The 17569-nt window shown below is 42.0% G+C and carries 12 protein-coding genes; 5 read left to right on the top strand and 7 right to left on the bottom strand.

The genetic code is table 11. From position 1 onward, the window contains the following. Positions 1 to 357: 357 nt before the first annotated feature. From G3569_RS00525 to G3569_RS00515, 3 genes are all read right to left on the bottom strand, one after another. The gene (locus G3569_RS00525; RefSeq protein ID WP_165264988.1) at positions 358 to 2103 is read right to left on the bottom strand and encodes a Na/Pi cotransporter family protein; all 1746 of its coding nucleotides are present in this window, start codon (positions 2101 to 2103) and stop codon (positions 358 to 360) included. Positions 2104 to 2375: 272 nt separating this feature from the next. Further along, on the bottom strand, positions 2376 to 3071 hold the full coding sequence (locus G3569_RS00520; RefSeq protein ID WP_165264986.1) for a DUF3307 domain-containing protein: 696 nt from the start codon (positions 3069 to 3071) through the stop codon (positions 2376 to 2378). Then, positions 3071 to 3682, bottom strand: a complete 612-nt coding sequence (locus G3569_RS00515) for a SatD family protein (protein WP_165264984.1) — start codon at positions 3680 to 3682, stop codon at positions 3071 to 3073. Before G3569_RS00515 ends, G3569_RS00520 begins: the two co-directional genes overlap by 1 nt. Positions 3683 to 3871: 189 nt before the next feature. Here G3569_RS00515 and G3569_RS00510 point away from each other — a divergent pair, with 189 nt between their 5' ends. Beyond that, on the top strand, positions 3872 to 5998 hold the full coding sequence (locus G3569_RS00510; protein WP_165264982.1) for a M3 family metallopeptidase: 2127 nt from the start codon (positions 3872 to 3874) through the stop codon (positions 5996 to 5998). Positions 5999 to 6134: 136 nt separating this feature from the next. Here G3569_RS00510 and G3569_RS00505 read toward each other — a convergent pair whose 3' ends face one another. Together G3569_RS00505 and G3569_RS18290 are read right to left on the bottom strand one after the other, a co-directional pair. Beyond that, positions 6135 to 6959, bottom strand: coding sequence for a DUF4382 domain-containing protein (locus tag G3569_RS00505; RefSeq protein ID WP_165264980.1), 825 nt, complete (start codon positions 6957 to 6959; stop codon positions 6135 to 6137). A gap of 42 nt (positions 6960 to 7001) precedes the next feature. Then, entirely contained in the window at positions 7002 to 7172 is a 171-nt protein-coding gene (locus tag G3569_RS18290; protein ID WP_205719963.1) for a hypothetical protein, read from the bottom strand. Between the two features lie 414 nt (positions 7173 to 7586). Here G3569_RS18290 and G3569_RS00500 point away from each other — a divergent pair, with 414 nt between their 5' ends. Next, entirely contained in the window at positions 7587 to 9035 is a 1449-nt protein-coding gene (locus G3569_RS00500; RefSeq protein WP_205719962.1) for a sensor histidine kinase, read from the top strand. A 34-nt stretch (positions 9036 to 9069) separates the two neighbouring features. Here the strand turns inward: G3569_RS00500 and G3569_RS18670 are convergent, their stop codons facing one another. Next, a complete protein-coding gene (locus G3569_RS18670; RefSeq protein ID WP_276611260.1) occupies positions 9070 to 9204 on the bottom strand; it encodes a hypothetical protein in 135 nt (44 codons plus the stop codon). A gap of 437 nt (positions 9205 to 9641) precedes the next feature. Between G3569_RS18670 and G3569_RS00490 the strand changes: the two genes are divergently transcribed. The 3 genes from G3569_RS00490 to G3569_RS00480 all read left to right on the top strand — a co-directional run bounded on the left by G3569_RS00490 (position 9642) and on the right by G3569_RS00480 (position 14485). Further along, the gene (locus G3569_RS00490; protein ID WP_165264976.1) at positions 9642 to 10556 is read left to right on the top strand and encodes a glutaminase; all 915 of its coding nucleotides are present in this window, start codon (positions 9642 to 9644) and stop codon (positions 10554 to 10556) included. Between the two features lie 131 nt (positions 10557 to 10687). Further along, positions 10688 to 11020: a cupin domain-containing protein gene (locus G3569_RS00485; protein ID WP_165264974.1), complete on the top strand. Its 333-nt coding sequence runs from the start codon at positions 10688 to 10690 to the stop codon at positions 11018 to 11020. Positions 11021 to 11245: 225 nt separating this feature from the next. Then, complete coding sequence (locus G3569_RS00480; RefSeq protein ID WP_165264972.1) at positions 11246 to 14485, top strand: VPS10 domain-containing protein; 3240 nt, start codon at positions 11246 to 11248, stop codon at positions 14483 to 14485. A 621-nt stretch (positions 14486 to 15106) separates the two neighbouring features. On the opposite strand, the gene ppsA is transcribed toward G3569_RS00480, so the two are convergent. After that, entirely contained in the window at positions 15107 to 17548 is a 2442-nt protein-coding gene (gene ppsA, locus G3569_RS00475; protein ID WP_165264970.1) for a phosphoenolpyruvate synthase, read from the bottom strand. Positions 17549 to 17569 lie beyond the last annotated feature (21 nt).

Below are 17569 nucleotides of genomic sequence, written 5' to 3'. Positions count from 1 at the left end.
AACACACTGTCGAACTGCCTACCATTTCTACTTTAGCCGTGCTCTACAAGTTGCCAAAGATAAGCAAAATTTGGGCTGTTTTGTAGTAAGATATTGAAGTGTTGCTTTCTACCAGCTTAACTATTGAGTCTACCGAATAATATTTTGTTCTAAACTCACAACATCTATCAAGCAGTAAAAAGTCAACTTAGAAAATCTATGTAAAGCAATAGAGTAGGAACCAGTTCTCTTTTTGTCAACTATATTGATAGCCGTGTTGGTAAATAAAAAGCCGGTCCTGACAGACCGGCTTTCATATAAAATATTACCTGCTAATTACTACGAAGAAATACAGAAAATGCAACTTACAAATAGCTTCTATTTATTCCCCTCAAGTACCTCTTCGTAAGCCGCTTTTACCTTAACACCCGCCAACGCCTCATTTACATTAAACAAGTGATCCCCAATCTTCTCAAGTCGATTGATATAATCGAGGAAGACAAATCCTACCTTGTTTGAGTATACATTATTTTCGAGTTGAGCATAGTGATATGTCATCAATTCATCACGACATTTATTAATGGCCTCTTCTATTTCTACTGCTTTATCGAGATCAATGTCTTCAACCTCTAGATCCAGGTTCTGGCGCACTTGTCGAATGGCATCATGGGTTAAATCGAGCAGTTGAATGATCTTGTCCATCGCCTCTTGAGGTAGGTTTGTACCCTCGTTTTGCATCCGCTCATACGTCTTTGACATCTGGTAATAGATATCCCCAACTCGTTCAAGATCATTAATTATGCTGTGCATACCGCGAATACGTCGGCTTCCACCTTCTGTTAAATTTTCACTGGAAATCTTGGTCAGATATTCGGCGATTTCCAGTTCAATATTATCTGTAATGCCTTCACGTTTCTCAATTTTCTTCAAAAACTGAGACTTTTTATTCAGCTTATTTGACAGCAACCCTTCCATGCTAAAGTGCATCTTATCAATCAGTTTGGCAAATAGCTTAATTTCTTTATGAGCCTGTGAAATTGAAAGCTCGGGTGACGACATCATCCCAGAAGAGATATACTTTAATCGATGCTGGCTGTCTTCTCCTTCTTTATCCTTTTGATACTTCTTGATGAAGTTTACAATATAAGGGACAAACCCGATCAAGAGAAGTACATTGAGTATATTAAACGTACTATGGAATAATGACAGTGCTAACGTGGCATTTGCCCGCCCTATTTCATCGGTGGCATGCAAAATCGATTCTGCCCCAGGGATAAAATATCCCATAAGAGAATCAATTCCCATAAGAAACGGCTGCATTAAGGCCAGCATCCATAATACTCCCACTATGTTAAAGACAAAGTGAAACCGTGCAGCCCGCTTCGCATATACATTTCCAACGATAGCCGCAATATTAGCGGTAACCGTAGTTCCAATATTTTCTCCCAGTACCATAGCTGCAGCCATAGGAAAATCGATCCACCCCTGGAACAACATTACCAAGGTAATAGCTGATGCTGCAGAAGAAGACTGGGTAATAAGTGTCAATAGCGTTCCGGCAATTACAAATATGATGATTGAAGCAAAACCAAACTCCGTGAACTGATCCAGGAACATAAACATCTCGGGATTCTGCTCAATATTGGGCACTCCATTTTTGATAAAATCCAGTCCAATAAAAAGAATTCCAAACCCCATCATGGCTTCGGCCAGGTTACGCAGTTTTTCTCTTCCAAAAAACATAAACGGAAAAAACACCCCAATAAGAACCATTGCTACAGGGGTTATTTTCATCTTAAAACCAAAAATTGAAATCATCCAGGCCGTTACGGTCGTCCCGATATTGGCTCCCATAACAACTCCGGTTGACTCCAAAAAAGTGATCAAGCCTGCGTTCACAAAGCTTACAACCATCACGGTGGTGGTAGAGGAAGATTGTGTAATCGTAGTAGTACCAAAACCGGTAAGTACCCCTCGAAATCTCGTGCTTGTCATTCCTTTAAGGATGGACCGTAATTTATTACCGGCAACCTTCTGAAGACCATCACTAAAAACCTTCATTCCATAAATAAAAATACCCAGCGACCCGATCAGTTGCAGAAAATCCCAAAACGTATACGTCATTGTAGAAGCAAATTGTGTTCTTTTTTATTTGTGCTGATCCATCCCCCTAAAGAAATGGCTGCAAATATACCTTTTTTTTAGGATTTTTGATAGTTCTAAAGACTTCTCATGCTTAACACTCTTTCTTAAAGAGATTCAATTTAAAAAAGGGCTTTGCAAAACAATGCATTTAGCGGTTGAAATAGCTACTGTGTCAGCCCATACTTCCGGATCTCGCTAAATCTCCTGTTTTAACCTTGATAAAGGTTCTTAGTCTCTCTTAGGTAGCTACTCTACGACAGATACCGAACAGCAGCCGCAACAATAGTTGCGACACCAACACTCATAAGGGTCCCAATCAAAATGTACTCGGTGAGTTTGCGATCGTTCGCCTCCTTTAAGTCGCCAAAACGAAATACCGATTTGGCCGCTATTAAAAACCCTAACGCCCCCCACTGTCCGGCTAATACAAAGATAAACACAAAAAGGCGTTCAATTACTCCAATATAAGCTCCTGCCCTTTCGAGCGAATCAGGCGAATCATCATCGGGGTCCGGATCCCATCGCGAAATAGCATTTTGTATTATGATGGAGGCCGGCTTTGTCAAAAATATAAGACCGGTGATAAGGTAAATATGTTCCAGGAACAGCTCACGCAATATTCCGGCATTATCAATATTCAGCCAGCCCACCACGCCCAAAATCACTACTGTATGCGACAGCTGGTCATAAAAAAACCATTGCCGACGATTACTTTCGCGCTGCATTAACAGTTTCGTAATATCAATGATGGCATGAGTACCACCCACAACCACCGCTATAATCCACGACTGAACAAATAAGTACACCAAAAGCCCATGAATTAAGATATGAAGATATAAGATCCCCGACTTTAGTCCCTTTTTCTTTTTGTGTTTCACCCAGCTCAGCGGCTGAAATACAAAATCACCTAAAATATGGGCCAGTATCAGTTTACAAAATAGTAGCATTATAAATACTCTTTGAGCCTACGTTTATACCGTTGTTCCAGTTCCAAAATTTCGTCACAGTTTGCTCGTTTCTTTCGTTCACTAACAGAAGATTGACCGATACCCAATTTTTTTGCCAGCTCCTTTTGCGTGAGATTTCTATATGTCAATTGGGTATCCATAAATTCAGCTGATGCCTCACTCCAGTGATCCATTGCAATAAGAGCCAACCGAATATAGAGGTTCATCTCATCATCAAAAGAACGCCAAGGTGTTTGAACAGCCAAGTTTACTTTTTCTTTTTCGAGCTGTTCAAACCGAGCGCCCGAGCGAACAAACGCTTCTCCATTTGATTCTGTCACGGTCTCAGCCTCGTAGTCAACATCCCCAATACCAATCGCCATTCTGACGTCTCGTTTTTTTACCGTTTTCAACGCTGCTTTAATCCGAATTGCAATACAAAAACTCTCCTGGGGTTGAGCTGTCATCAGCTGAAAGCTGTCACCTCGATATATCTCCCATTGCCGGGGAGATCCACCATACTCTTGCAACACTGATTTTAGGCTGTTTAACGCCTCTTCCGGTGATTTATCCCGCGAATTAATGATATCTCCAGTAATAACTGCTTTCATAAGGTTTATTATCGACATTATATCGGATATATCAAAATATCGTCTTAAGAGCCGATAATATACTATATCTGCTTTAAACCCGATAACTTTATATCACAACCAATGCTGAATTAATAAATCGTCGGTTTCACAATTTTCTTTATATTCGTCATACCAATAAATCATATTTTTCTTTAATTCTGTGGTACCATGAAAACCCAATCACTCTTTATAATAATACTGGCAGTTAGCATGATGTTAGCCGCCTGCAGTAAATCAACCGACATGAACGACAACCCCCTATTTTCACCGAGTACGCTCCCCTTTGAAACTCCCGATTTTGATGCAATAAAGGTCGAACATTATCGCCCTGCTTTTGAAACAGGTATGGAACAGGAGCTAAAAGAGATGGAGGCTATCGCTTCAAACTCAGAAGCTCCTACTTTTGAGAATACCATTGTTGCAATGGAAAAAATTGGTGAACTGCTAAACCGAACAAGATCGGTCTTTTATAACCTTACTTCGGCCCATACCAATAATGAAATCCAGGAAATTCAAAAAGAGATGGCACCAAAACTGGCCGCCCACTCTGATAATATTTTGCTGAATGCCGACCTTTATGATCGCGTCAAAACGCTGTATAACAAGCGCAAAGAGTTGGATCTTACAGAGGCAGAGCTAAAACTACTTGAAGATACCCATCGAGATTTTGTTCGTGCAGGCGCACAGCTAAGCGAAGATGAAAAACAACGTATGAGAGAGATTAACGAACGTCTCTCTACACTTACGACCCAATTCCAGGACAATCTGCTAAAAATTACGAAAGAGCGTTCTGTTCTGGTTAAAGATAAAGCAAAGCTTGATGGCCTCAGCGAAGACCGTATTGCAGCAGCCAAAGAAGCCGCAGCTGATCGTGGCAAAGACAACCAATACTTGCTTACCATTACGAATACTACCCGTGTTCCCACCCTCAAAAGCTTACATAACCGCGAGCTGCGTAAACGCCTGTGGAAAGCTTCGGCCTATAGAGGAGTCGGGCAAGACGAGGGCATCGACAATCGTCCCCTTATACTAGAACTGGTTAAACTGCGCGCTGAACGAGCTGAACTCCTTGGCTATGCCAATCACGCAGCCTATAAGCTGGATCCCCAGACAGCGAAAACGCCCGACGCTGCGCTTAATATGCTCACCGATCTTATTCCACCGGTGATCGATAATACCGAAAAAGAAGCGGCTGCCATTGAAAAGATGATGCGGAAAGACGGTATCGAAGAAGACGTTAAGCCGTGGGACTGGAACTACTATGCAGAAAAAGTCCGTCAGGCCAAGTACAACATCGATCAATCCAAAGTACGTCCCTATTTTGAACTAGATCGTGTTCTCAAAGATGGTGTTTTCTTTACCATGAATAAGCTGTTTGGCATTAGCTTTGAGGAACGTACCGACCTGCCCGTTTACCATCCGGATGTACGTGTATTTAACGTCTATGATAAGGATGGAGAACAACTTGGACTGTTTTATGCCGATTATTTTGCTCGTGATTCTAAGCGTGGAGGCGCATGGATGAACGCTTATGTTTCGCAATCCCATCTGCTGGACAAAAAGCCCGTGATTGTTAATGTGATGAACATCCCCAAACCCGCCGAAGGTGAACCTGCACTTATCAGCTTCGACAATGTTACCACCATGTTCCATGAAATGGGTCATGCCGTACACGGTCTGCTTTCGGATGTAAAATATCCCTCACAAGGAGGCACCTCCGTACCACGTGATTTTGTTGAATTCCCATCAACTTTTGAAGAAGATTGGGCTATCCAGCCGGAAGTACTCGAAAACTATGCTGTGCACTATAAAACAGGAGCGCAAATTTCACAAGATCTACTCGATAAAGTGATTGAAGCCAGTAACTTTAATCAAGGCTTTGACACCCAGGAATATCTTGCAGCTACGATGCTGGATATGGAATGGCACCTGCTTGGCACTAATGATATCCCTTCTGAGGTGCAAAACTTTGAGCAGAGAGCCCTGGCAAAATATAACCTTGATACCGAAGCCATCCCTCCTCGCTATAAATCTCCCTACTTCGCGCATATCTTTTCCGGTGGATATGCTGCCAACTACTATGCCTACATCTGGAGTGGCGTATTAGCTGCCGACGCATTTGCCTATATACAGCAAGAAGGTGGGCTTACCACTGAAAATGGAGACCGTTTCAGAAAGTATATTCTCTCGCAAGGCGGCAGTAACGAAGCAATGGAACTTTACAAAAAATACCGGGGGCAAGAACCCGAAGTTAAACATTTGCTTAAGCGCAGAGGACTGGATACAGACAATTAAAAGGGAACCTAAAAAGTGAGCTACTCCATTTTACGAGTAGTACGCTATATTTCACACAATAAAAAAGGCCTGCAATTTCACTTGCAGGCCTTTTTCTCTTTTCAACGCTTCTCAGGTCTCTAGACCTGGAAGATCATTAATTTTGTGATAGCTGAATTGTACCTAACTCATTCGTTTTATCTACCGTTACATCAACACCAGACGTATCACTGGCTTGGTAGGTGTCATTCGTAGGGTCTACCGATACTGTATACGTGCCTTCTTCTAGCCCTATTAGCTTAAATGAACCATCAGAAGTATCCGCTTTCGTTGATGACAACGTATCATCGGCTGCAATAGCATACACAAACGGATTGGCATCCACAGGCTCTACAGTTCCGGCGATATTACCGGTTTCTGCCTGGTTACTGGCACTAATAACCGGCTGAAGTAAATAGCTTATCCCTGACTGTTCATTTCCACGTTCAACCACAGAACGTGCAGCATCAAAATCTAACAACAGTGTATAGGTAATATCAGGTTTAATCTCGGCATTAACCGGTAATTTGACCCCCGTTTCATTACCCCCCGGAACAAATAAGTTATGCGATTTGCCATCAACAACAATATAACTTTGATCTACCTTAACAATCAGTCTTATCTGCTCATAGGTGCCGGTTTCCAGTTCTTTGGAACCTAACACCGTTGTTGCTCCGTTGGTTAACTCAAGTAGGTCATACGTTTGTTGGGGCTCGTTAATTACAACCCAGCCGGTGTCGGTATCCGCATTATTAACCTCTACACTTTTTACAAATATATTTACTTCTTCGTAATTGGCGGGAGCATCATGCATCTGTACTTCCAATGTTCCTGTTTCACCGGAAGTGCCTACCCCTGAATCAGAACCGCTACACCCTACCAAAAGAATCGAAAATGCTAATGTAATCGCAAATGGAATAAAAGATAGTTTCTGTCGTAACATAATTATACCATTTTTAAGATTTTTTTTAACTGTAGTGATTTATTATGTCGTACGACGAGCGAAAACGGAATTGGTTACTAACTTTTTTTGAGAGGGCTTTGCAAAACCTTTGATTTCGTCATTCTGAGCTTGTCGAAGAATCTCCAGTATCCATCTGCTGCCCTTGAAAGGGAGATCCTTCATTACATTCAGGATGACTGCCTGGTTTTGCAAAGGGCCCTTTGAATTAAAACAGTGCAATAATTCTACTCTCACTCTCACCAATTATAAAATTCGCTTAAGGAATATTATTTTTTTTAATATATTAAGACATAATAAATTTTTGCGGTGGTAACGGGATTTACAGTACAAAAGAGTGACAAAATTTTAGGGTACAATCGTTCTACATATTATAATTCTTCAACTAATGAATAATTATTGACTGAATGTTTTACTAACATGATCCGATATGTGAAATATTCAGTTTCCTACCTCGAATTATTCTTTAAAGATAATTCGACCACCCTATTAGCTGGTTTAAGTAAAAAATTGAGTATCTAACATTTAGGTTCGTCTGCGGTGGATTATTTCGGAAGGTACAGTCTCAATAGCTCAGTATATTTTATAGCTTTACCATTTATCTCATTCTTGTTGGTTATAGCGACCTCCAAGGTTTCAGCTGAAACAACCTCTGACTCGACACAAATTAAAACCGTTTCTGAGGTCTTAATAGATAAAAATAACGACGGAAAATTAGATCTATTAGGCAGTAAAGTTACGGTAACCGGCCGCGCTACCGTCTCCTCTTCTGTATTGCATGCAAACTCAATGATTATTTATGTACAAGACCAGTTGAAAGGAGTCTTAGTATACTCTGATGAACTCAAGCAAGAAGTACAAAAAGGAGACAGCTTAGTAGTCTCAGGAACCCTCAAACTTTACTATGGTAAGGCCGAAGTCGTAGCAGATGAGTATCAGGTAATAGAAACTTCCTCAAACATCCCTCCTGCTGTTTCTATCGACAAAACTTATGAAAATCCCGAAAGATACCTCGGGACCTTAGTACAGGGTAAAGCCGTTGTTGTAAGCAAACAACAAGAAGAGGCTTGGAAGAAACTGGAAATTGCCCCCTCTACTTCCGCCGAAAAGACGGTCTCAGTTTATATTGATAAAGGCCATGAAAAATTTGCAAGCTTTGATTTTGATATGCTTAGTATTGGTGATCCCATTACTGTTCAGGGAATCCTAGATAAGTATACGTACCAAGAATCAAATAAGACTATTTACCAAATTATTCCACGCAGTTCCCAAGATCTGCGGTATATAGGGGTTCCCCAACGGTACTGGCAAATTATCATTTGGGGGGGAAGTATATTAGCAGTTCTGATTATCCTTGCTATTATCTTTTTAAGACAGCAAGTAAAATCGAGAACGGCAGAAATAACCTCTGCCTTGGAAAACAACCAGGTACTCATGGAAGAGATCCACCACCGGGTAAAGAACAACCTGGCTGTTATCTCCGGTTTATTACAACTTGAATCGATGAACTGGGATGACAATTCTCAAATAAAGGGCGTGCTCAATGAAAGCATGCTTCGTATTAATTCTATTGCCATGATTCATGAACAACTTTACCAAACCAAAGACTTTGCAAACCTTTCCTTTGATGATTATGTAGAAGAACTTGTCGAAAACATATCTACTACCGTCAATACTGATGGTAAGGAGATATCATTAAAAGTATTCAGCAATAATATTAAGCTAAATGTCAATCAGGCGATTCCCTGCTCTCTTATCATCAATGAGCTGGTCACCAACGCTTACAAACACGGTTTTGATAAACAGGCGAAGGGAGAACTAAAAATTAAAATGAAGCAAAATGACAAGAATGTCAGTATTATGGTTGATGATGACGGTAAAGGACTGCCAAAAGATTTCGACCTCCAAGAGTCAAGCTCTTTAGGCCTCTCCATGGTCCAACAGCTTACACAACAGTTAAATGGGGACCTCAGCATCAAGAATGGTCAGGGTGCCTGTTTTGAAATAAACTTCAAGATAGAACGTAATTCCGGGTCGGCCAGTAATTATTTTGTGTAGTAAATTGGGTTGACCATTCTCTTTGGGTTATTTCTTATGCAGCATTAACCAGCTTTGATTTCTCTTTTTGCTTCCCATTTCGGCGGGATTGATGCATGACCTTTTTACGACGCCCCCACCAGATCATAAAACCGGTAACAGGAAGGCTACCAACTATCAGACTACTCAAAAAGACAATTATTTTACCGTTCCCTGCGGGTATGATCGGTCCTTAAGAACCGCGTTTTTTTCTTTGCCAATCTCTCAGTTCCAATGGTTTCGAAAGTAGAAACAATATCACTTTCATAAGTGGGATACGTTCATCAAGAGACCTGATAGCACAAAACCTTTTATCTATTTAGATATTAATCTGCATAAGCTAATAGGCTAAGATTTCCCTTTTGGATTATATAAAAGATTCCCTTTCTATTATTTTTTTGATTATTTAATAGGGGGCTTTGCGAAACTAGTCACATCTTGTCATGCTGAACTTGTTTCAGCATCTCATATACAGTTATTAGCATTAAAACCGAGATCCTGAACTGAATTCAGGATGACATTACCGAGTTTTGCAAAGCTCCCTAATAATTTCCCTAACTACTAAATTGTATCAGTACTACCTTATCTATGGACTACCAACAGATTATTCACAATATCTCTGAACAGATTCGTGGCATCCCCTGCCAGGGTGAAGTTGCTTCATACATTCCTGAACTTTCTAAGGTACCTTCTAATAAATTTGGAGTGCATTTATCCACCTTGGATGGTGAAGATTTTTCTTTTGGGAACAGTGATGAATCCTTCTCAATCCAGAGTATATCAAAAGTTATCGCTCTTACACTTGCATTTAATCTTGGGGGCAATGACATATGGACTCGAGTTGGAGTAGAACCTTCAGGTAATCCATTCAACTCTTTGGTTCAGTTAGAATATGAGAAAGGAATCCCCCGCAACCCATTTATTAATTCCGGGGCACTGGTTATATCTGATCTATTGATAAGTATTCTTGAAGAACCCAAGAAAGATTTTTTGCATTTTGTACGTTCTATTTCCGAGAATCATTCTATTAGCTACAATCATAGAATAGCCAAGTCAGAAAAAAGGCACGGCCACCGCAATGCGGCTTTGGTAAACCTTATGAAATCTTTCGGGAATATTACGAACAATGTTGAGGAAGTTCTCGACTTCTACTACTATCAATGTTCTTTGGAAATGACCTGCAAGGAATTGGCTCACACCTTTTTACTGTATGCCAACCGGGGCCTCTCCCCTTCTTCGGGCGAACAGATAATAACAGCCAGTAAAGCCAAACGCATTAATGCTATTATGCAAACCTGTGGTTTCTACGACCAATCCGGGGATTTTACTTTTAAAGTTGGCCTGCCCGGTAAAAGTGGAGTTGGCGGGGGAATTGGAGCCGTAAATCCAGGCGTTTATAGCATTGCTGTATGGAGTCCACCACTCAATAAAAAAGGAAATTCTGTTCGGGGTATGCAGTTTTTAGAACGACTCACCACCGAGACCAAATCATCAATTTTTTGATTTTTCTGCATCCTGACACCTCCACTGAGTTTTACGGACGACCGTAAAAATTTATGCAATAATACTTTCCCGGAACTCTTTTTCTGGTTAGATTTGAAACAGCATATCAAAAGAAAAAGACAGGGGTTGTCATGAGCACAGGTCACATTGTATCAGGCGAACCAATTAATCTGGAAAACCTAACAGATAATTTACAGGATGACTCTACCTATGCTCTTGTAAAAACATCTGACATGGAGGTTATCCGCATGTATTTGCCTCATGGTAAGTGTATCGAAGAACATAGCGTAGAAGGCGAGATGTCGATACATTGTCTCAAGGGTGACATTTTCTTTAATATAGATGGACAGGGCATGGAGCTGACTGAAGATGATTGGTTATACCTCGAGAAAGAACAATCATATTCATACAGTGTAAAATCTGATACAATTCTGCTCGTTACCATTTTATTTAATAATAAGTAACTGGTAATTAAATAAGATTAGTTAACATACTTATTTGTATCCCTTCTTTGTCTAATAAACAGTATAGCATTTCTCTATTGTATTAGGACCAGCCTTTTCATATTCACATAACATTATTTTATCAATCTAAAGCTTCGTTTTAAATCCTGTAAATAGAATTGGTAATGAACATCAAAAATAATTATAGTTTCAAATACTATTCTTTCTAATAAATACCAGTTCAGTATGAAAACAAAACTTAGTGCTCTTCTGCTGATCCTCTTTGCGGTATCTACCCTACCAATGGCCGCACAGGATAATGGATCAATTGTATCAGAAACGAGTTATAATGGATTAAAACTACGAAGTGTTGGTCCGGCTCTTACCTCGGGTCGTATTGCCGATATAGCCATACATCCTAATGATGAAAATACATGGTACGTGGCAGTAGGTTCAGGAGGCGTATGGAAAACCAAGAATGCAGGAACTACCTGGGATACTATTTTTGATAACCAATCATCCTATTCTATTGGGTCGGTTACTATAGATCCGAATAACCCGAGTACTATTTGGGTTGGCTCCGGTGAAAATGTTGGCGGACGCCATGTCGGCTATGGGGATGGGGTATATAAAAGTACAGATGGAGGCTCCAGCTGGAAAAATATGGGGCTTAAAGATTCTGAACACATTTCTAAGATTGTTGTGCATCCCGAAAATTCGGATATCATCTGGGTAGCTGCACAAGGCCCACTTTGGGATAAAGGTGGCGACCGTGGTTTATATAAATCTACCGATGGTGGACAGAACTGGAAAAAAGTATTAGGTGATGATGAATGGGTTGGTGTAACTGATCTCGTTCTTGATCCCCGTAACCCTGACAGAATGTATGCCGCAACTTGGCAACGACACCGTACCGCAGCAGCATATATGGGCGGTGGTCCCGGTACCGGCATCTACAAAAGTACCGACGGTGGCGAAAGTTGGGATGAGAAAAAGAGAGGACTGCCCGGCTCCAACATGGGCAAAATTGGGTTGGCAATATCTCCTCAGAAACCCGATATCGTCTATGCTGCCATAACGCTTGATCTCACTACCGGCGGAGTTTATAAATCTGATAATCGCGGTGCATCCTGGAAAAAAATGTCTAACACTGTAGCAGGCGGTACCGGACCTCATTATTATCAAGAACTGTATGCCTCCCCTCATCATTTTGGTAGAATCTACCTGATGGATGTCAGAATTGAAGTATCAAATGATCACGGAGCAAACTTTAGTAATCTCCAGGAAAAGGCTAAACACTCAGACAGCCATGCTATGGCATTTCGAAAAGATGATCCTGATTATCTATTAGTAGGATCTGACGGTGGAATTTATGAGAGCTTTGACCATGGCGACAACTGGAATTTCATCAATAATATGCCGATCACCCAGTTTTATAAAGTGGCTGTAGATGATGCCAAGCCCTTCTACAATATTTATGGCGGTACCCAGGATAACGGTTCTCAAACAGGGCCTTCGCGAACCGATAATGAAGATGGAATCCGTAATGCAGACTGGAGCAAAACTCTTTTTGCGGATGGGCATGACACCGCTACTGAACCGGGTAACCCCAACATCTTTTATGCTGAAACCCAGCAAGGAGGACTACACCGTATCGATAAAACAACCGGTGACCAGGTTTACATTCAACCCCAAGCCGGTAAAGACGATGAGTCTGAACGCTTTAACTGGGATGCCCCGGTAGAAATCAGTCCTCATAATCCCAAAAAACTGCTTGTAGCTTCACAACGCGTTTGGGTGTCAGAAAACCGTGGTAACAGCTGGACCGCGATCTCGGAAGATCTCACTTTGGATCAAAATCGTCTCAAGCTCCCAATCATGGGTAAGCAGCGCAGCTGGGATAATCCATGGGATATGAACGCTATGTCAAATTTTAACACCATTACCTCACTGGCTGAATCTCCCAAAAAAGAGGGATTAATATATGCAGGTACGGATGACGGTCGCATACAGGTTACTGAAAATGGCGGCGAAAGCTGGCGTGAAATTGAACTTTCCGATATTGATGACGTGCCTTCTAAAGCCTTCATTAATGATATTAAAGCTGATCGTTTTGACGTTAATACCGTTTATGTAGCGATGGATGATCACAAGAATGGAGACTTAAATCCTTACCTCATCAAAAGTACCGATCGTGGTGAGTCCTGGGAATTGATTAGCGATGACCTCCCCGATCGGCACCTGGTATGGAGAGTTATACAAGATCATAAAGATAAAGATCTTTTATTCGCAGGAACGGAATTTGGCATCTTCTTTACTGTTGATGGTGGCGAAAACTGGCAACAGCTGAAAGGTGGTGTACCAACAATCTCTTTCCGCGACTTGGAAATTCAGCGTGATCATAATGACCTCGTCGGGGCGTCTTTTGGCCGAAGCTTCTATATACTGGACGACTACAGTCCGCTTCGTGAGGTTGATGATGAGACACTTAGTCAAGAGGCCAAACTCTTTACACCTCGTGATACCTACTGGTATATTGAAAATAGTGTGGTAGGCTCAATGGGTGCTAGTCACTTTAAAGCTGATAACCCACCTTTTGGTACTGTTTTCACTTATTATCTCAAGGACAGTTATAAATCACTGGAGGCACAGCGTAAAAAACGCGAGCAAGATCTTGAGAAGGATGAAGATGTCCCCTTCCCCGGCTGGGATAATCTTGAGAAAGAGATGCGTGAACAAAAACCCAAAGTTGTTATCACTATCAAAAATGAAGATGGCAATGTGGTTAACCGAGTTAAAGGACCAGCCACAAAAGGTTTTCACCGGGTAAACTGGGAGCTGCAATATCCATCGAAAGATGTTGTAGAGATGGAAGAGACCCCCCAAGGATACTTTGGTGGCGGCTTTATGGCTACTCCGGGCACCTACACCGCTACGCTTTCGAAAGTGGTTCGCGGTGAAGTTACACAGCTTTCTGATCCGGTTACCTTTGAGGTTGTTCCCCTTCGTGACGGTGCGTTAGAAGGAGCATCCAACGAAGAGGTTATTGCATTCCGTGAGGAACTTGAAAAGTTCCAGCAAGACCTAACTCAAACGACCAATTCACTGCAGGATGCAATGAACCAGGTTGGAGCTATGCAGCGTGCACTCTCCAGGGCAGATCAAGAAGCTCCTGACGTATACAAACGCTTAAATGAGACCCGTTTACAGCTTAAAGAGCTCAATGAACAGATGAATGGCAGCGAAGCTAAACAACAAGTGGGACAGTTGGGGGATGAACCGTCAGCGCGTTCTCGCTTATTTGTGGGATACCGTGCCCTTCGTACTACCTACGGTCCTACCGAAATGCACAAAGATGCCATTAAAACAGGAAAAGAAGAGCTGGCCTCATTTAAGAAGGATCTCAGCAAATTCACTGAAAATGTGATACCTGAACTTAAGCAAGCGGTACAACAAGCCGGTGCTCCTCCTATCGAACAAAACTAAATCTAAAAAAAGCACCAATGTGAAAAGGGGTGCGTGAGCACCCCTTTTTTTATTCACAACCTTCCGTTGTCTTCTGGCACCTCCTTCGATTCACCTCCCAGCTTTTTCACCAATAGTGCCACAAGGAATGCTATGACTTTTTCTTGCTCTTCAACGGCTGTCATAACTTCTCACAACAACGCTTGTCATCGCGAGCGAAGCGTGGCGATCTCCATGAAGCAACTGGTTGATGTATGATGGTTGCCCTTTAGATCCTAGACGAACTAAGAAAGGGAGACTGCCGCGGTCTTCCGAAAAATCGCCGGAATCCCTCGCAGTGACACTGCTTTTGAATTTTAAAATCAACGCCTGTCATTGCGCGGTGCCCATTTTACGGGGAGGAGTACCGTGGGTTGCCTGTAAGGGTGTGGCAATTTCCCTGAAACGATTGGTTAATCCATGAGGGCTTCTTATTTGACGCTAGATGAACTTATTCTGGGAAATTCCTTGATTTCGCTACGCTCCCCTCGGAATGACATGGTTTTTCAATCATCGGGATTTCACTTTTCCTTGCTTTATATGATTCGTCGGACGACAACCCCGGTCGCCCGACGAGAGATGTGCTTTGAGGGAAAGGGGGCGTTATTCAGCCTTCACCAGTTTTTTCTCTAGCTCACTGATTGAATATAACGTTTTGAACATAGAGTCTGGTGTTACGGAGATTGTATCGATTCCATTTTTCACCAGGAATTCAGCGAAGTCGGGGAAATCTGACGGACCTTGTCCACAAATTCCAACTTTCGTCCCTGTTTTTTTAGCCTTTTCCAGCAGCATAAGAATCATGCGTTTGACGGCTTCGTTCCGTTCATCGTAGACATGAGCTACGAGCGAGGAATCACGATCTAAACCTAAGGTTAGTTGAGTTAGATCATTAGATCCAATAGAAAATCCATCAACATGTTCAGCGAACTCTTCGGCCATCATAATATTGGATGGCAGTTCAGCCATCAGGTAAACTTCCAAGCCATTTTCACCGCGTTTGAGGCCATATTCTTCCATGACTGCAAGTACTTTTTGGAGCTCTTCGGGCGTACGGCAAAATGGAATCATTACCGTAATATTGGTAAGTCCATAAACTTCCCGAACCCTTTTAATAGCCTGACATTCTAATCCAAATGCCACTTTATATTTGTCAGAGTAATAACGTGAAGCTCCCCGCCAGCCGATCATAGGGTTCTCTTCTTCGGGCTCAAAATAGCTGCCCCCTACCAGGTTTCGGTATTCATTGGATTTAAAATCCGAGAACCGAACGATGACCCTGTTGGGATGAAAGGCTGCACCAATATGTGCGATCCCATAGGATAGCTTCTTGATAAAGAATTCCGATTCGTCATCATAGCCATAGGTAATTTCATTGATTCTTTCGGTGAGTTCTTCATCACCAATATCTTCGTGATACAATAGTGCCAGCGGATGGGCATGGATATAATTATTGATGATAAACTCTTCCCGGGCCAACCCCACACCTGAATTGGGAACCTTACTAAATTTGAATGCCATATCCGGGGAGGCTACATTTAGCATAATTGGCGTTTCGGTTTCCGGCAGGTCTGATATCTGATGATCAATTTCTTTAAAGTCAATTAATCCCTCATAAACTTTTCCCGAACTGCCCTCAGCACAAGAAACGGTCACTTCCTGTTCGTTATTAAGCGTCTGTGTGGCTACTGTTGAACCCACAATAGCGGGAATACCCAGCTCCCGGGCGACAATAGCAGCATGGCATGTTCGTCCCCCTTTATTAGTAACAATAGCTGATGCTTTTTTCATCAGGGGTTCCCAATCAGGGTCGGTCATTTCCGTAACTAACACTTGTCCATCTTCAAAGTCTGCTTCATCGGCAGAACCATCGCGTCCATCAAGCGTATGGATAACATTGACTTCTCCTTTGCCTATCCGGTCGCCAACAGCTATGCCTTCAAAAATGAGGCGTTCGTGCCGATTCTCATCATCAATATTAAACTGGGTGAGACTTCCCACCTTTTGATTGGCATGCACCGTTTCGGGCCGGGCCTGTACAATAAAAAGCTCCTCTGACAGCCCGTCATATGCCCACTCGACATCCACCGGGGTCCAGCGGTCATTACGTTTTGTATAGTATTCTTCAATTTCTACGACCCATTTAGCCAGTTGAAGTGCTTGCTCGTCAGTCAGGCAAAATTGTTTTCGCTGCTCTTCTTCCAGGCTTAATTTCCGAGTTAATTCATTTGGTTTATGTCCATATGCCAGTTTATGCGTTTTCTCCCCCAGCTTCTTTTCAATAATAGCATCTTTCCCTTCTGCTAAAGTGGGTTTAAAAACAATAAACTCATCAGGAGATATTTCTCCCTGCACCAACAGTTCACCAAGCCCGAATGTACCATTGATTATTACGGCATTATCAAATCCACTTTCGGGATCTATAGAAAATGAAACGCCCGAGGCTCCCAGGTCGGAACGAGCCATCTTCTGAATACAGACCGATAGTTTGGCAGTCATATGATCGAAACCAGCCGAAGTACGATATGAAATAGCCCGATCTGTAAATAGTGAGGCGAAACAAGCTTTTATGGAGTTAATTACATTATTATGGCCACGGACATTCAGAAAAGAATCTTGCTGTCCTGCAAAAGAGGCATCAGGCAGATCTTCAGTTGTTGCCGATGAGCGAACTGCTACATCCGTTGCCGGCTTTCCGTAATTCAATGACAGCTCTTCATAACGATCTTCGATAACTTCTTTTAGATCATCGGGGAAATTACCATCCATAATAAGCTGGCGAATCTGCATACCCGTTTTTCTAAGCTGTACCAGGTCATCAACATCCAGCTGATCTACGAGTGTTCGAATATGGTCTGTAAGTCCGTTGGCCTCCATATATTTATCATAGGCTGCTACGGTAACCACAAAGCCATCTGGCACATTAATACCCCGATCGGCGAGATTGCCAATCATTTCGCCCAGTGAAGCATTTTTACCACCTACTTTATCAACCATATCCAGGCTAACTTCTGATAGTCCTAAAATCATCTTACTCTTGTCCATTGTTCTCTTTAAATATGTGTT

Origin of the sequence: Fodinibius halophilus (assembly GCF_011059105.1) — a bacterium.
In the GTDB taxonomy this organism is placed as follows: Bacteria; Bacteroidota; Rhodothermia; order Balneolales; family Balneolaceae; genus Fodinibius; species Fodinibius halophilus.
The sequence above is the reverse complement of the archived record's forward strand: the minus strand, read 5'-3'. Positions and strand labels throughout refer to the sequence as shown.

Coding starts and splice junctions, on each gene's coding strand:
- G3569_RS00525 (WP_165264988.1), bottom strand. CDS start 2,103: ATGACGTATACGTTTTGGGATTTTCTGCAACTGATCGGGTCGCTGGGT.
- G3569_RS00520 (WP_165264986.1), bottom strand. CDS start 3,071: ATGCTACTATTTTGTAAACTGATACTGGCCCATATTTTAGGTGATTTT.
- G3569_RS00515 (WP_165264984.1), bottom strand. CDS start 3,682: ATGAAAGCAGTTATTACTGGAGATATCATTAATTCGCGGGATAAATCA.
- G3569_RS00510 (WP_165264982.1), top strand. CDS start 3,872: ATGAAAACCCAATCACTCTTTATAATAATACTGGCAGTTAGCATGATG.
- G3569_RS00505 (WP_165264980.1), bottom strand. CDS start 6,959: ATGTTACGACAGAAACTATCTTTTATTCCATTTGCGATTACATTAGCA.
- G3569_RS00490 (WP_165264976.1), top strand. CDS start 9,642: ATGGACTACCAACAGATTATTCACAATATCTCTGAACAGATTCGTGGC.
- G3569_RS00485 (WP_165264974.1), top strand. CDS start 10,688: ATGAGCACAGGTCACATTGTATCAGGCGAACCAATTAATCTGGAAAAC.
- G3569_RS00480 (WP_165264972.1), top strand. CDS start 11,246: ATGAAAACAAAACTTAGTGCTCTTCTGCTGATCCTCTTTGCGGTATCT.
- ppsA (WP_165264970.1), bottom strand. CDS start 17,548: ATGGACAAGAGTAAGATGATTTTAGGACTATCAGAAGTTAGCCTGGAT.